We start from the raw sequence: 14,520 nt of genomic DNA on the forward strand, positions 1-14,520 counted from the left end.
GCTGGAGGACGCGATGACACACCCAGACCCGGACCCCGTGCGCCCCGGCCCCACCCCGGGACCGGGCCCCGACCGTCCGGAACCCTTCCCGCAGCCCCCGTTCCCCGACCCCGTCCCCACCCCCGACCCCCGTCCCACCCCGACCCCGGACCCGGTGCCGAACCCCCCGGGCCCGGACCCGGTGCCGGGGGAGCCGAGGCCGGGACCCTTGTCCTAGCAAGTGGTCAGGTGGCAGAAGAAAGGCCCGGCATGGACGTTTCCATGCCGGGCCACATCTCCCACCTCAGGGGCGCGGGGAACTGCGCGACCAGCCACCGACGACCTGCGGCCGTCGACCGATCCGCGCTCTCGCTCCTTTAGGCTTCGACCTCACCGCGGCCCTGTCCCCACAGCGTGTGGAACGACCCCTCCCGGTCCACCCTCCGGTACGTGTGCGCCCCGAAGAAGTCCCGCTGCCCCTGCGTGAGCGCCGCGGGCAACCGCTCGGCGCGCAGCGCGTCGTAGTACGCCAGCGCCGCCGCGAACCCGGGCGTCGGCACACCCTGACGCGTCGCGGCCACCAGCACCTCGCGCCAGTCGTCCTGCGCCGCCGCGATCTCCTGGGCGAACGCGTCGTCGGAGAGCAGGCTCGGCAGGTCGGGCCGGGCGTCGTACGCGGCACGGATCCGGTCGAGGAAGGCCGCGCGGATGATGCAGCCGCCCCGCCAGATCGACGCCACCTTGCCGAGGTCGATGTTCCAGTCGTACTCGTCACGGGCCGCGTCGATCTCGTGGAAGCCCTGGGTGTACGACACGATCTTGGAGGCGTACAGCGCCTGCTCGACCCGGTCGGCGAAGGCGCCCGCCTCGGCCGCGCTGAGCGGCGTGGCCCTGGGGCCGGCCAGCGAGCGGGAGGCGTCGCGCAGCGCGGCGTGGCCCGACAGGGAGCGCGCGAAGACGGCCTCGGCGATGCCGGAGACCGGAACGCCCAGGTCCAGCGCGATCTGGACGGTCCAGCGGCCGGTGCCCTTCTGCTCCGCCTGGTCGACGACCACGTCCACGAACGGCTTGCCGGTGGCGGCGTCCACGTGCGCCAGCACCTCGGCCGTGATCTCGATCAGATACGAGTCGAGCCGCCCGGTGTTCCAGGTACGGAAGATCTCCGCGATCTGCGCGGGGCTGTATCCGGCCACATCGCGCAGCAGTTGGTACGCCTCGCCGATCAGCTGCATGTCGGCGTACTCGATGCCGTTGTGGACCATCTTCACGAAGTGCCCGGCGCCGTCCGGCCCCACGTGCGTGACGCACGGCGCGCCGTCGGAGGCCTTCGCGGAGATCTTCTCCAGCATCGGGCCGAGGGAGTCGTACGACTCGACCGGGCCGCCCGGCATGATGCTCGGCCCGTTGAGCGCGCCCTCCTCGCCGCCGGAGATGCCGGCGCCGACGAAGTGGATGCCCTGGTCGCGCAGCGCGGCCTCCCGGCGGCGGGTGTCGGCGAAGTGCGCGTTGCCACCGTCGATGATCATGTCGCCGGGCTCCAGGAGCGGCGCGAACTCCTCGATCACCGCGTCCGTCGGCCCGCCCGCCTTCACCATGACGACCAGGCGCCGGGGCCTCTCCAGCGCCTGCACGAAGTCCTTGGCGGTCTCGGCCGCGATGAAGTCGCCCTCGTGCCCGTGCTCCTTGATCAGCGCGTGGGTCTTCGCCGCGGAGCGGTTGTGGACGGCGACCGTGTAGCCGTTGCGGGCGAAGTTGCGGGCGAGGTTGCTCCCCATGACCGCGAGGCCGGTGACGCCGATCTGGGCTGAAGTGCTCATACGGTTGGCTCCTATGGGTCCTGATATCGGTGGTGCCGTTCCTGCACGCCAGTATTGTCCTTCGGGCCATCCTGACGTGCACCGGCCCCGTCCGCACTGCGCGGCCTGCCGGGCTTGAGTACGCGGGAAGGGCCCTACCTGCCTCAATGGGGGCGCAACCCGGTTGCTTGTGCGCCGTCCCTGCTCACTCGCGCGCCGGACGGGGGCACTTACGCGCCGGAGCAGGTTGCTTACTCGCCATTCGTGGGACGGGAGCGGCTGGTTTTTCGTCTTGTCATGGCCGGTTCGGGGCACTTACTTTTGCGGCTCATGGCATATGCGAGGGGGCTTCTCCATGGCCGTACGCGGTCGGCACCGCCGGTACCAGCCGAACAGGATCAACCGCGCTTCACTCACCGTCACGGCGGGCGGCGCCGGGATGGCGCTCCCGTTGATCGGCACCGGGGTCGCGGAAGCGGCCGATGTCGAGACCTGGGACAAGGTCGCGGCCTGTGAGTCCACCAACGACTGGAACATCAACACCGGGAACGGGTACTACGGCGGTCTCCAGTTCAGCCAGTCCACCTGGGAGGCCTTCGGCGGTACGGCCTACGCCGCCCGCGCGGACCTGGCCACCAAGGAACAGCAGATCGCGATCGCCGAGAAGGTCCTCGACGGGCAGGGCCCCGGGGCCTGGCCCACGTGTTCGGGCCCCGCCGGCCTCACGATCGGGGACGTGAAACCCCAGACCACGCCACAGTCACAGGCCGGCAGGGTCGAGATGTACACGGTGGTCCAGGGCGACACCCTCTCCGAGATCGCCGATTCCCGTGAGGTCAGGGGCGGTTGGCGCAAGCTCTACGAGGCCAACCGCAGAACCATCGGCTCCGATCCGGACGTGATAGTCCCCGGACAGCGGCTGAGCCTGAACACGACGGGTCAGAAGAAGGAACAGAAAAAGGAACAGCAGAAAGAGCAGAAGAAAGAACAGAAGAAGGTTCAGAAGGAGCAGAAGCAGAAGGAGCAGCCGTCCGAGAAGCGGCAGGAGTCGGCGTCCTTCGTCGCCCCGGTGAGTGCCTCCCTGGGCACGCCCTACCGGGCCTCGGGCTCCTCCTGGTCCAAGGGCTACCACACGGGCGTCGACTTCCCCGTGGCGACCGGCAGCTCCGTGAAGTCCGTGGCCGCCGGTGAGGTCGTCACCTCGGGCTGGGGCGGCTCCTTCGGCTACCAGGTGGTGATCCGGCACGCCGACGGCCGCTACACGCAGTACGCCCATCTGTCGGCGATCTCCGTGAAGGCCGGCCAGAACGTGGGCGCGGGCCAGCGCATCGGCCGCTCCGGCTCCACCGGCAACAGCTCGGGCCCGCATCTGCACTTCGAGGTGCGGACGGGGCCCGGCTTCGGCAGCGACATCGATCCGATCGCCTACCTGCGTGCGGGAGGGGTGCGGATCTGACGCGGTGCGGGAGGCCCGGACCCGGAGCGGGAGGCCCGGTCCGGGCCTCCCGCTCAGGATTTCACGCGGTCGCGGTGCCGGTCGAGAAGTGTCCTGGGCACGTACAGCTCGCCGTGGAACGGTTGCAGCAGCAGGCCGGGCGGTGCGTCGTCCTCGTCCGCCGCGCTCCTCCCCAGGAACGGGGCCGGTACGACCACGCGCTTGTCCAGGCCGATGGCGTCGCCTGCGGCCGGGATCTCCGCGGTGCGCCGCGGAAGCCCCGCGAGCAGCTCCTCCAGGGCCAGGGACTGCCGGTCGGCGGCCGTGACCGGGGCTTCCTCGTCGGTCCGCTCGGCCCGGACCTCGTCGCCGAGGCGCTCGGTGGTCAGCAGGATCAGACCGCCCGCCGCGACGACGCCGCAGCCCAGCGCGAGGAGGGTGCCGGCCGTGCCGTAGCGGAACGTCTCGCCGAACATCGTGATGCCGACCGCGGCCGCCACCACCGGGTTCACCACGGTGAGCGTGGCGAGCGGGGCCGCGAGGCCGCCGCCCCGATAGGCGGCCTGGGACAGCAGCAGACCGGCCGTCGCGAAGACGCCTATGACCGCGAGGGTCGGCACGTCGGAGAGCGCGACGCCGTCCGTCCAGTCGACGGCGACCGTCTTCGTGAAGACCGAGGACATGCCGAACGCGACACCGGAGGCGACCGCCAGCAGGATGCTGCGCACCGCCGGGTGCCGGTGCGCGGCGCGGCCCGCCACCATCAGTGCGGCCACCGCGCCACCGCTGACCACGGCCACCAGCACACGCTGGGTGGTGTCCAGCGACTGCACGTCGGCCGAGCCGACCAGGGAGAGCAGGCCCGCGAGACCCACCGTCGCCATGATCGCGCCCCGCCAGGCAGTCGCACCCGCCCTGCGGCCCACGAACAGAGCCGCCATGGGCAGGGCGAAGACGATGGTCAGCGCACCGAGCGGCTGCACCACGCTCAGGGGGCCGTAGGCCAGGGCCACCACGTGCAGCAGCCCACCGAGGCCGTTCAGTCCGACGGCGGCCCACCAGACCGGCCGGCGCAGCGGCGCGTAGGACGGGGCGGGGGAGGACACCGCGACACGCTCCTGGACGATCGCCCCGCCCGCGTACGCGACGGCGGAGACGAACGACAACAGTACGGACAACGCGAGGGCACTCATGAGCTGCTCCTCAGCGAAGCGCGGGGGCTCCGGGCCCGGCGCGGTGAACGCTCGGCTTTCATAGTGACCACGATGCCTCGCGAAAGTGTTCGCGTCGTCGTACCTGAGCACTCAATGAGTCCTACTGCCGTTGGAGTACGACGGGCCCACCGTCATACCCAGGGTGGGTGACACGGAGTGCAAGCCCACAGGTGAACACGCCCCCGGGCCCTGGTACTACTCGTCCTCGTGGATCACGACCCCGGCCTCGACGCCCTCTCGGCCCTCGGCGGTTTCTTCGTACTACGCACGGGCGAACCGCCGCACGGTCCCCTGCCCACCCTCGCGGAGGCCTATGCGGCACGGGATGCCCATGTGGAAAGGGAGGTTTACGCGAATCCCGTAATTTTCCGTGTCCGGAAGGTCGCGCGGAGTGTGCGGGCGCCCGAACCGCGCGTGGCCGCCTCCATCGCCCACCTCGGTTTCGCCGCCCGCCTGTGGTCGGTGGCCCTCGGCGCGGCAGCCCTGTACGGCCGCGTCCTCGACCTGGACCCGGGCCTCCTGTGCTGGGACGCGGACGCGAGCGCCCCGGACGAGCTGTGGCTGACCGAGGTGCGGAGCCTGCCCGCCGAGCGGATCGGCGAGGTCGTACGGGACGGCCACCTCGTACCGCTGGCGGCGGCTCTGCGCGCTCAACTGCCCGTCTCCGAGCGCCTGCTGTGGGGGAACGCGGCCTCTGCGCTGATGGGGGCGGTGCGCCAGATCGACCACTGGGCCGCCGCCAACGGCCGTACGGAGGAAGCGAGTCGGGCCCGCGCGCTCGCCGCCGAGCTGTTCGCGCACCCCGCCCTGGCGGGCACGCTCGACCCGGTGACGTACCGCCGCCGCAGCTGCTGTCTCTACTACCGGCTGCCCGGCGGTGGCCTGTGCGGGGACTGCTGCTTCGACCGGCCGCCCGGCCCGCGGCCCCTCGGTGGCCGCCGCCGCACCTGACCTCGTCGCCGCCGTGCCTGACCCCGGGAGAGCCACCGCGCGAAAATCGTGGTCTTCCCCAACCGACCCTTCTGGGTGACCATGTGGGAACCAGCCGCTGAGACAGGGGGTTCCGGGTGCGAGTCGGCCTGCTGACCCGGGAGTATCCGCCCGACGTCTACGGTGGCGCGGGTGTCCATGTCGAGTTCCTCGCCCGCGAGTTGAGGTCCCTCGTCGACCTGGACGTGCACTGCTGGGGCGAGGGGGCGGGCGGCGGCGTCGTACGCCACCGGCCCTGGTCCGCGCTCGACGGCGCCAACGACGCGCTGCGCACCTTCTCCGTGGACCTCTCCATCGCGGCCGGTCTCGAAGGCCGCGAACTGGTCCACTCGCACACCTGGTACGCCAACCTCGCCGGCCACTTCGGCAAGCTGCTGCACGGCATCCCGCACGTCGTGACCGCCCACTCGCTGGAGCCGCTTCGCCCCTGGAAGGCCGAGCAGCTGGGCGGCGGCTACGCCCTGTCCAGCTGGGCCGAGCGCACCGCCGTGGAGTCCGCCGACGCGGTGATCGCCGTGTCCGGCGCCATGCGCGACGACATCCTCGACTGCTATCCCGCCCTGGACCCGGCGAAGCTCCACGTCGTGCACAACGGCATCGACACCTCCCTCTACCGGCCGGACCACGGCACGGACGTCCTCGGCCGCATCGGCATCGACACCGGCCGCCCGTACGTCCTCTTCGTCGGCCGCATCACCCGGCAGAAGGGCGTGCCCCACCTGCTGCGTGCCGTACGGGACATCGACCCGGCCGTGCAGGTCGTGCTCTGCGCGGGCGCACCCGACACCCCGGAGACAGACCAGGAGTTCCGCGACCTCTTCGCGGAACTGAGCCGCACGCGCGAGGGCCTGTTCTGGATCCCGCAGATGCTGCCGCGCCCGGATGTGATCCAGCTCCTCACGCACGCCGCGGTGTTCGTCTGCCCGTCGGTGTACGAGCCGCTGGGTATTGTCAACCTGGAGGCCATGGCCTGCGGCACGGCCGTGGTGGCCTCGCGGGTCGGCGGCATCCCGGAGGTCGTGGAGGACGGTGTCACGGGCCTCCTCGTGTCGGCCGAGGACGGCTTCGAGGACCGGCTGGCCCGGGCTCTCGACTCGGTGCTCGCCGATCCCCGGGCGGCCGCCCGTATGGGCGAGGCCGGACGGGAGCGGGTGGTGCGGGAGTTCGGCTGGGACGCGGTCGCCCGGCGGACGGTCCAGCTGTACGAGGAAGTCCTCAAACAGGGCTAGTCGAGGAAGCCCTCAAGCAGGGCTGGCCAAGGAACAGGGTTCGGCACGAGCGGGCGTAGAGGGGCGGCGGGATGCGGCGGGGTGGACCTTCGGTGCTGGGAATCGTACTGGCGGGCGGGGAGGGCAAGAGGCTGATGCCCTTGACCGCCGACCGTGCGAAACCAGCCGTGACTTTCGGCGGAACGTATCGCCTGGTGGATTTCGTGCTCTCCAATCTCGTCAACGCGGACATTCTGCGCATCTGCGTGCTCACGCAGTACAAGTCGCACTCGCTGGACCGGCACATCACCACGACCTGGCGGATGTCGAGCCTGCTGGGCAACTACGTCACCCCGGTCCCGGCGCAGCAGCGGCTGGGTCCGCGCTGGTACCTGGGCAGCGCGGACGCGCTGCTGCAGTCACTGAACCTGGTGCACGACGAACAGCCGGAGTACGTCGCCGTGTTCGGCGCCGACCACGTCTACCGCATGGATCCCCGCCAGATGCTGGCGCAGCACATCGAGGGCGGCGCGGGCGTGACGGTGGCCGGCATCCGCGTGCCGCGCACGGAGTCGTCGTCCTTCGGTGTGATCACGCCCGGCTCCGACGGCCGGACCGTGGAGCGCTTCCTGGAGAAGCCGTCCGACCCGCCGGGCCTGGTCGACGATCCCGAATCCGTGTTCGCCTCGATGGGCAACTACATCTTCACCACCAAGGCCCTGGTGGAGGCGCTCCAGCGTGACGCCGAGGACGAGAGCTCCGTCCACGACATGGGCGGCTCGATCCTGCCCCAGCTCACCGACCGGGGCGAGGCGCAGCTGTACGACTTCAGCGCCAACCACGTGCCCGGCGAGACCACCCGCGACCAGGGGTACTGGCGAGACGTCGGTTCGCTCGACGCCTACTACGACGCCCATATGGACCTCATCGCCGAGCGCCCCGCCTTCAACCTCTTCAACCGCAGCTGGCCCATCTACACCAGCTCCGGCCAGCTCTCCCCGGCCCGCTTCAACGCGGGCGGCATCGCCAGCGAGTCGATCATCAGTTCTGGCTGTCTGATCCGCGGCCAGGTGACCAGGTCCATCCTGTCGCCGGGTGTCGTCGTCGACCCGGGTGCGGTCGTCCAGGGCTCGGTCCTGCACGACAACGTCCACATCGGGCGGGGCGCGGTCGTCCGGGGGGCCGTGCTCGACAAGAACGTCCAGGTGCCCCCGGGGGCCACGATCGGAGTCAACCCCGAACGGGACGCCGAGTTGTACACCGTCTCCAGGGGTGGAGTGATCGCCCTGGGGAAGGGGCAGCGGGTGTCTTAGTCCGTCAGGGTGACCCCGGTGAACACAGATGTCCCATGCGTCCCACCTTCGCCAGGAGGTGGGACGTAATCTGATGTTAACTGTGCGTAGCTTGATCGTACTTGACCGTAATCGGCCAACAGCGATTGACTGCTGACTCACCCGTCGTCGACGCGAGGCAAGCCATTGACTTCTGACCTGCTCGCCCCACTCGACCTTGCGTTCTGGAACATCGAGTCCGCCGAACATCCCATGCACCTGGCCGCCCTGGGCGTCTTCACCGCGAACTCGCCCACCGCGGGAGCCCACGCCGCCGAGCTGCTCGCCACGCGGGCCGCCGCGGTACCGGGGCTGCGGATGCGGATCCGGGACGTATGGCTCCCGGACGTACGGCTGCCGCTGGCGTTCGGCGGCGCGACCCGGGAGCCCGTCACCGACTTCGAGCCCTTCGACCACGTACGGCTGCACGCGCCGACCGCGGACTTCCACGAGGTGGCCGGCCGGCTGATGGAGCGCCCGCTGGAGCGCGGCCGCCCGCCGTGGGAGGCGCATGTGCTCCCCGGGGAGGACGGCACCTCCTTCGCCGTGCTGTTCAAGTTCCACCACGCCCTGGCCGACGGACTGCGGGCGCTGACGCTCGCCGCCGCCGTCATGGACCCCATCGACATGCCCGCGCCCCGGCCGCGCCCCGCGGAACCGCCGCGCGGCCTCCTTGACGAGGTGCGCAAGCTGCCCGGCCTGGTCCGGGGTACCTTCTCCGACCTCGGGCGCGCGCTCGACATCGGCGCCTCCGTCGCCCGCACCACGCTCGACGCGACCCTCGGCGCCCGGTCCTCCGCCGCGCTGACCTCCGAGGCCAGCGGCACCCGCCGTACCGCCGGGGTGCTCGTGGACCTCGACGACGTGCACCGGATCCGCAAGACCGTCGGCGGCACCGTCAACGACGTCCTCATCGCCGTGGTGGCGGGGGCGCTGCGGCGGTGGCTGGACGAGCGCGGGGACGGCAGCGAGGGGGTCGCGCCCCGGGCCCTGATCCCCGTCTCCAGGCGCCGCCCGCGTACGGCGCACCCGCAGGGCAACCGGCTCTCCGGGTACCTGATGAAACTGCCCGTGGACGACCCGGACCCGCTCGGGCGGTTGCGTACGGTGCGCGCGGCGATGGACCGCAACAAGGACGCCGGGCCCAACCGGGGCGCCGGCGCGGTCGCCCTCCTCGCGGATCATGTGCTGCCCCTCGGCCACCGGCTCGGCGGCCCGCTCGTCAGCCAGGCGGCCCGCCTCTGGTTCGACATCCTCGTCACCAGCGTCCCCCTGCCGAGCCTCGGCCTCCGCCTCGGCGGCTGCCCGCTCGCGGAGATCTACCCCCTGGCTCCGCTCGCCCACGGCCAGTCGCTCGCCGTGGCCGTCTCGACGTACCGGGGAAGCGTCCACTACGGGCTGGTCGCCGACGCGGAGGCCGTTCCGGATCTGGAGCTGCTCTCCCGGGCGGTCACCCGGGAGGTCCAGGACCTGTTGGCGGCGTGTGAGCCGTGACACGCCGGGGGTGACCGGAGAGTTCCTCGCCCCCGCCGCCCCTACCCGTCCCATCCCCAGGGGCTGTGCCCCCTTCGACCCCCGTCACAGACTCGGGGCTCCGCCCCGGACCACGTTCGCGCAGTTCCCCGCGCCCCTGAAAGGGGTGCGGCGGATGGGGGGCGAAGGGGCGCAGCCCGGGGGATGGGACGGGTAGGGGCGGCGGGGGCGGGAGCTGGTTTTTGGTGACCGGGGCCGCCGCTCCGTAGAATTCCGCGTTCGACGGCGGATGCGGTTGGCGCGCCGCACGGGATCAGGGAAGCGGCAGCGCGATGACGGTGACAGAGGACGGTCCGGCGACCACGGACGAGGTCGTGCACGGCCCGGGCATCGATCCGGAGCGGCTCGCCGTGTGCCTCAGCGTGCTGGACGAGCTGGACAAGCTGGAGGTCGACCACCCCGACGCGATCGCGGTGCGCCGGGCGACGGCCGGTGTCTACCGCACGGTGAAGCAGCGCCGCCGCCAGGAACGCCGCGCCGCCAAGACCGCGCACGACAAGGCGGTCACGGAGTCCACCGCCACCGGCTCCGCCCAGCGGATCGACGACGAGACCGAGGGCATTCTCCCGTCGTCGGTGACCGAGGCCGGGAAGATCGCGGGGATACTCCAGCGCCCGCGCTCCTGCTACACCTGCAAGACCCGGTACGTCGAGGTCGACTACTTCTACCACCAGCTCTGCGCCGACTGCGCCGCCCTGAACCGAGGCAAGCGCGACGTCCGCGCCGACCTCACCGGCAAGCGCGCCCTGCTCACCGGCGGCCGCGCCAAGATCGGCATGTACATCGCCCTGCGGCTGCTGCGCGACGGCGCGCACACCACGATCAGCACGCGTTTCCCGAAGGACGCCATCCGCCGCTTCAAGGCCATGGACGACTCGGCGGACTGGCTGCACCGCCTGGAGGTCGTCGGCATCGACCTGCGCGACCCGGCCCAGGCCGTCGCCCTCGCCGACCAGGTCGCCGAGGCGGGCCCCCTCGACATCCTCATCAACAACGCGACCCAGACCGTACGCCGCCTGCCCTCCGCCTACGCCGCCCTGGTCGAGGGGGAGAGCGCACCGCTGCCCGCCGGCGAGCTGCCCGCGCACCACGTCATCGGCGCCTTCAACTCCGGCGCCGTGGACGGCCTGACCGCGCTGCCCGTCGGCATCAGCGGCCTCGACGCGCAGCAGGTCGCCGACCTCGCCCTGGTCGCGGGCAACGCCAGCGTCGCCCGGCACCTCGACGGCACCGCCATCGACGCGGGCGGCCTCGTTCCCGACGTGGTCGACAGCAACACCTGGGTGCAGACCATCGAGCAGATCTCCCCGGTGGAGCTGCTGGAGACCCAGCTGTGCAACTACACGGCGCCCTTCATCCTGATCAGCAAGCTCCGCCCGGCCATGGCCGAGGCCGCCAGGAAGGCGACCAGCAAGCGCGCGTACATCGTGAACGTCTCGGCGATGGAAGGCGTCTTCGGCCGTGGCTACAAGGGCGCGGGCCACCCGAACACCAACGCCGCCAAGGCCGCGATGAACATGGTCACACGGACCAGCGCCCAGGAGATGTTCCAGACCGACGGCATCCTCATGACCTCGGTCGACACCGGCTGGATCACCGACGAGCGCCCCCACTTCGACAAGCTGCGCCTCGCCGACGAGGGCTTCCACGCCCCGCTCGACCTCGTCGACGGCGCGGCCCGCGTCTACGACCCGGTGGTGCTCGGCGAGCAGGGCGAGGACGTGTACGGCGTCTTCCTGAAGGACTACGCGCCCGGCAAGTGGTGAGACGACGCCCCGACCCGGCCGGCCCGGCCAGCCCGGTCGGCCGCACGGGGGCGGCGGTCCCGCTCGGTCTGGTGCGCCCGGTCCGCCACCAGTTCCAGCACGGTGCGCCAGTCCTCCAGGACCCCGGCGTCCACCCCGGCCGACCGGCCCGCCTCGTCCGCCTGGCGTAGCGTCAGCACGTCCTCGACGAGACCGGTGTCCACCCAGCCGCCCGCATGCAGTCGTACGAGGTGGTCGGGGCCGAGGGCGTGCAGGCGTACGAGATGTGCGACCCGGTCGCCGAGCAGTGGCCGGACCGCTTCGGCGGCCAGGTCCGCGTGGCTCGTGTCGTCACCCGGTCGGAGCAACTGCCCGAGGGTGTGGACCAGGCCGGCCACCTGGAGCTCCTTGTCGGCGGGGCGCCCCCGGCGCAGCAGCGCGGCGGTCCGCAGCGCGTGCTCGTGCGGATCGGTACAGGTGCCCGGAGTGCGGTCCGGTCCGTCCCGGCGGCGGTCCGGCGTCCTGCCGCCGCCCCGGCGGGCGTGCAGCAGATCCATCAGCTCATCGACGCTGCGCAGTTCCATCCGCCGGTCCTCCCGAGTCCGCCCGTGAGAAATGCCGTTGCGGCACATGAGCAGATCATGGTCGGCTTGCGATCCGGCCAACGGGACCTGAACTACGCGCCGAGGCCGACGAACCGATGGGTCGTCGGGGCGGTGCGGGGTTCGAGTACTGAGCCGAACGGGTGATGAGAAAAGCTACCAAATGGGTCAAATTGCCCTAGGGTGTGGCCTGCTGGGCGCTGAACGACTCTAGACAGTTACCTCTTGTTTTCAGCCCCATAGAGCGGCCGCCCGCTCATTTGGTTACTCTGTACCGGACGGACAGCCTGATATGGGTCCCACCCACACCCACGGTCCGTCCCGGGACAAGCCGGTCACCACGGCCTGCTCTCACACCAGGTAATCCGGCGCCACCGCGTCCGAACTGACATCGACTCAGACCCGAGCGGACGTCAGGCGCGCAGCGGCAGGCTGGGCCGACGTCCCGAGGGTGACCCGACACATAAGGAGTGCGCGGTGACACCAGAGAACACGAATGGCGATCAACGCCCCAAGGAACGCACCGAGGGCGGCGGCCGGTCGAAGAAGGAACTCGGCAGCCTGGACGTGTGGGCCAGGTCCGCCCCGATCCGACTGGCGGGCTACGAGGACGACCTCGCGGAGCCCCACATCCTGCCCAGCGTGGACTGACCGGCAGGATCACGATCGCCGTCTGCATGGGCGTGCCAGACTCGCGCCCATGCAGATCAGAGAAGCCACCGCCGACGACTGGCCCGGGATCTGGCCGTTCTGGCACCGCGTCGTCGCCGCCGGCGAGACCTACACCTGGGACCCGGACATCTCCGAGGAAGCCGCCCGCACCCTGTGGATGGCGCCCACGAAGCGCGTGTACGTCGTCGAGGACGAGACCGGAGCGGTGGTCGGCTCGGCCTACCTCACCCCCAACTACGGCGGACCCGCCGCCCGCATCGCCAACGCGGGCTTCATGGTCGACCCCGACCGTGCCGGCCAGGGCATCGGCCGCGCCCTCGCCGCACATGTCCTCACCGAGGCCGAGATCCAGGGCTTCCGCGGCATGGTGTTCAACGCCGTCGTCGAGACCAACCCCGCCGTACGTCTCTGGACCTCACTCGGCTTCACCGTCCTCGGTACCGTCCCGGACGCGTTCGAGCACCCGAAGGACGGCCGGGTGGGGCTGCACATCATGTACAAGGCGCTCTGACGCGGCCGGCCGGACGAGGCTGTTCCGGCCGGACAGGGCTGTTCCGGCGCCGCCGGGCCGTGTCCCGGGGTCAGTCGATCGGCGCCGTCCGCCGCCACGGATTCAGCTTCTCCAACCGGCCCGCCACCTCCAGGAGTTCGGGCTCCGAGCCCGGGCGGCCCACCAACTGCACCGCACAGGGCGCGCCCGACGGCAGCGTGCCGAACGGCACCGACATCGCCGGCCAGCCCGTGAGGTTCCACGGCGGGGTCAACGGCGAGTAGTTGGTGTTCACCAGCAGATTGCGCAGCCACCCCCGCTCGTGCCAGTTCGCGGCGGCGGGCCCGCGCCGGGCGAGCGCCGGTGTGAGCAGCACGTCGTGCTCGGCGAAGAACGGCTCCAGACGCCGGCGCAGCTGCTCCCGGCGGTCGCCCGTGCGGACCCCCTTCACAAAGCGCCGCCCCACGGCCGCGTGCACCCGCGTGCGCCGGGTGAGCAGCTTCGGATCGAGGCCCTCGGCGTCCACCGCGGTGCCCGCCGTCCAGTGCGCCAGCGAGGTCGTGCCCAGCCAGACGGGATACGACGGATCGGCCGGCCGGACCGTCAGCCCGGCCCCGGCCAGCAGCTCGGCCGCCCGGCGCGCGGCATCGGCGTACGGGCGGGTGACGGTCACGCCGACCAGGGGGCTGCGCACGGACAGGGCGATGCTCGGTGAGGGCGGGGTGGTGCCGCAGGGCCGTCCGGTGTCCGAGCCCGCCAGTATCCCGAACATCAGCCGGGCGTCCTCGACGGTCGTGGCCAGCGGGCCGTTCTCGGACATGCCGAACCAGTCGCCGTGCCCGATGTCCGCGGGGACGACTCCGAAGCCCGGCTTGAGCCCGAGCAGACCGCAGTTGGCAGCCGGTATCCGCAGCGATCCCATTCCGTCGTTGCCGAGGGCCAGCGGCACCAGCCCGGCGGCGACCGCGGCAGCGCTGCCGCCGGACGAGCCGCCCGTCGTACGCGAGGTGTCCCAGGGGTTGCGGGCGGTGCCGTGGACGCCGTCCGTGGTGCCGAAGACACACAGCTCGGGCACGTTCGTGAGCCCCACGACCACCGCGCCCGCCGCCCGCAGCCGGGCCACCGTCACATGGTCGTCCTCGGCCGGTGTCCCGGGGGTCGCGGCGGACCCGTTCCGGGTGGACTCGCCCCGCACGGCGAGGTTGTCCTTGATCGCCACCGGTACGCCCGCCAGGGGCAGTTCGGCCAGCTCGGCGCGGCCGGCCACCTCGTCGGCCTCAGCCAGGGCCGCCTCCGCCCGTACCTTGCGGAACGCCCCGACCCGCCCGTCCAACGCCTCGATCCGCGCCAGATGCTCCGCCACCACCTCACGCGGTGTGACCCGCTTCTCCCGCACGGCGGCGGACATCTCGGCGGCGGTCCGGCCGACCCAGCTGGTCACGGGCGCTCCCTGGCGGTGTCGTGCGCGTCGGTGTCGTACGCGACGGAGGGGCGTACTCGTGAGTAGTGGTCGAGTACGGGAGCA

12 protein-coding genes are annotated in these 14,520 nt (G+C 71.6%); 8 read left to right on the forward strand and 4 right to left on the reverse strand.

Annotated elements, in window-relative coordinates:
* Positions 1-356: 356 nt before the first annotated feature.
* The gene (gene gndA, locus OG858_RS39075) at positions 357-1,796 is read right to left on the reverse strand and encodes an NADP-dependent phosphogluconate dehydrogenase (protein ID WP_086750928.1); all 1,440 of its coding nucleotides are present in this window, start codon (positions 1,794-1,796) and stop codon (positions 357-359) included.
* A 334-nt stretch (positions 1,797-2,130) separates the two neighbouring features.
* Between gndA and OG858_RS39080 the strand changes: the two genes are divergently transcribed.
* Positions 2,131-3,231: a transglycosylase family protein gene (locus OG858_RS39080; RefSeq protein ID WP_327725446.1), complete on the forward strand. Its 1,101-nt coding sequence runs from the start codon at positions 2,131-2,133 to the stop codon at positions 3,229-3,231.
* Between the two features lie 53 nt (positions 3,232-3,284).
* Here OG858_RS39080 and OG858_RS39085 read toward each other — a convergent pair whose 3' ends face one another.
* Positions 3,285-4,403: a DMT family transporter gene (locus tag OG858_RS39085; protein ID WP_256960779.1), complete on the reverse strand. Its 1,119-nt coding sequence runs from the start codon at positions 4,401-4,403 to the stop codon at positions 3,285-3,287.
* 228 nt (positions 4,404-4,631) lie between these two features.
* Between OG858_RS39085 and OG858_RS39090 the strand changes: the two genes are divergently transcribed.
* The 5 genes from OG858_RS39090 (at position 4,632) to OG858_RS39110 (ending at position 11,252) form a co-directional block, all read left to right on the forward strand.
* The gene (locus tag OG858_RS39090) at positions 4,632-5,375 is read left to right on the forward strand and encodes a (2Fe-2S)-binding protein (protein WP_328543967.1); all 744 of its coding nucleotides are present in this window, start codon (positions 4,632-4,634) and stop codon (positions 5,373-5,375) included.
* A gap of 116 nt (positions 5,376-5,491) precedes the next feature.
* Complete coding sequence (gene glgA, locus OG858_RS39095; protein ID WP_328543966.1) at positions 5,492-6,643, forward strand: glycogen synthase; 1,152 nt, start codon at positions 5,492-5,494, stop codon at positions 6,641-6,643.
* A gap of 71 nt (positions 6,644-6,714) precedes the next feature.
* A complete protein-coding gene (glgC, locus tag OG858_RS39100; RefSeq protein WP_319065728.1) occupies positions 6,715-7,935 on the forward strand; it encodes a glucose-1-phosphate adenylyltransferase in 1,221 nt (406 codons plus the stop codon).
* 165 nt (positions 7,936-8,100) lie between these two features.
* Complete coding sequence (locus OG858_RS39105; RefSeq protein WP_319065727.1) at positions 8,101-9,447, forward strand: wax ester/triacylglycerol synthase family O-acyltransferase; 1,347 nt, start codon at positions 8,101-8,103, stop codon at positions 9,445-9,447.
* A 311-nt stretch (positions 9,448-9,758) separates the two neighbouring features.
* Positions 9,759-11,252 carry an SDR family NAD(P)-dependent oxidoreductase gene (locus OG858_RS39110; protein WP_319065726.1) on the forward strand — a complete coding sequence of 498 codons (1,494 nt, stop codon included), beginning with the start codon at positions 9,759-9,761 and terminating at the stop codon, positions 11,250-11,252.
* Here the strand turns inward: OG858_RS39110 and OG858_RS39115 are convergent.
* Positions 11,231-11,815, reverse strand: a complete 585-nt coding sequence (locus tag OG858_RS39115; RefSeq protein ID WP_086746231.1) for a hypothetical protein — start codon at positions 11,813-11,815, stop codon at positions 11,231-11,233. The two genes, OG858_RS39110 and OG858_RS39115, sit on opposite strands and share 22 nt — an antisense overlap.
* Before the next feature lie 495 nt (positions 11,816-12,310).
* Between OG858_RS39115 and OG858_RS39120 the strand changes: the two genes are divergently transcribed.
* Positions 12,311-12,484 (forward strand): hypothetical protein, encoded by a 174-nt coding sequence (locus OG858_RS39120; protein WP_179200744.1) that lies wholly within the window; start codon positions 12,311-12,313, stop codon positions 12,482-12,484.
* Positions 12,485-12,533: 49 nt separating this feature from the next.
* On the forward strand, positions 12,534-13,016 hold the full coding sequence (locus OG858_RS39125; protein WP_086746232.1) for a GNAT family N-acetyltransferase: 483 nt from the start codon (positions 12,534-12,536) through the stop codon (positions 13,014-13,016).
* Positions 13,017-13,086: 70 nt separating this feature from the next.
* On the opposite strand, the gene OG858_RS39130 is transcribed toward OG858_RS39125, so the two are convergent.
* Positions 13,087-14,436: an amidase gene (locus tag OG858_RS39130; protein WP_086746233.1), complete on the reverse strand. Its 1,350-nt coding sequence runs from the start codon at positions 14,434-14,436 to the stop codon at positions 13,087-13,089.
* Positions 14,437-14,520 lie beyond the last annotated feature (84 nt).

It is taken from the genome of Streptomyces europaeiscabiei (assembly GCF_036346855.1).
GTDB classification, from domain to species: domain Bacteria; phylum Actinomycetota; class Actinomycetes; order Streptomycetales; family Streptomycetaceae; genus Streptomyces; species Streptomyces europaeiscabiei.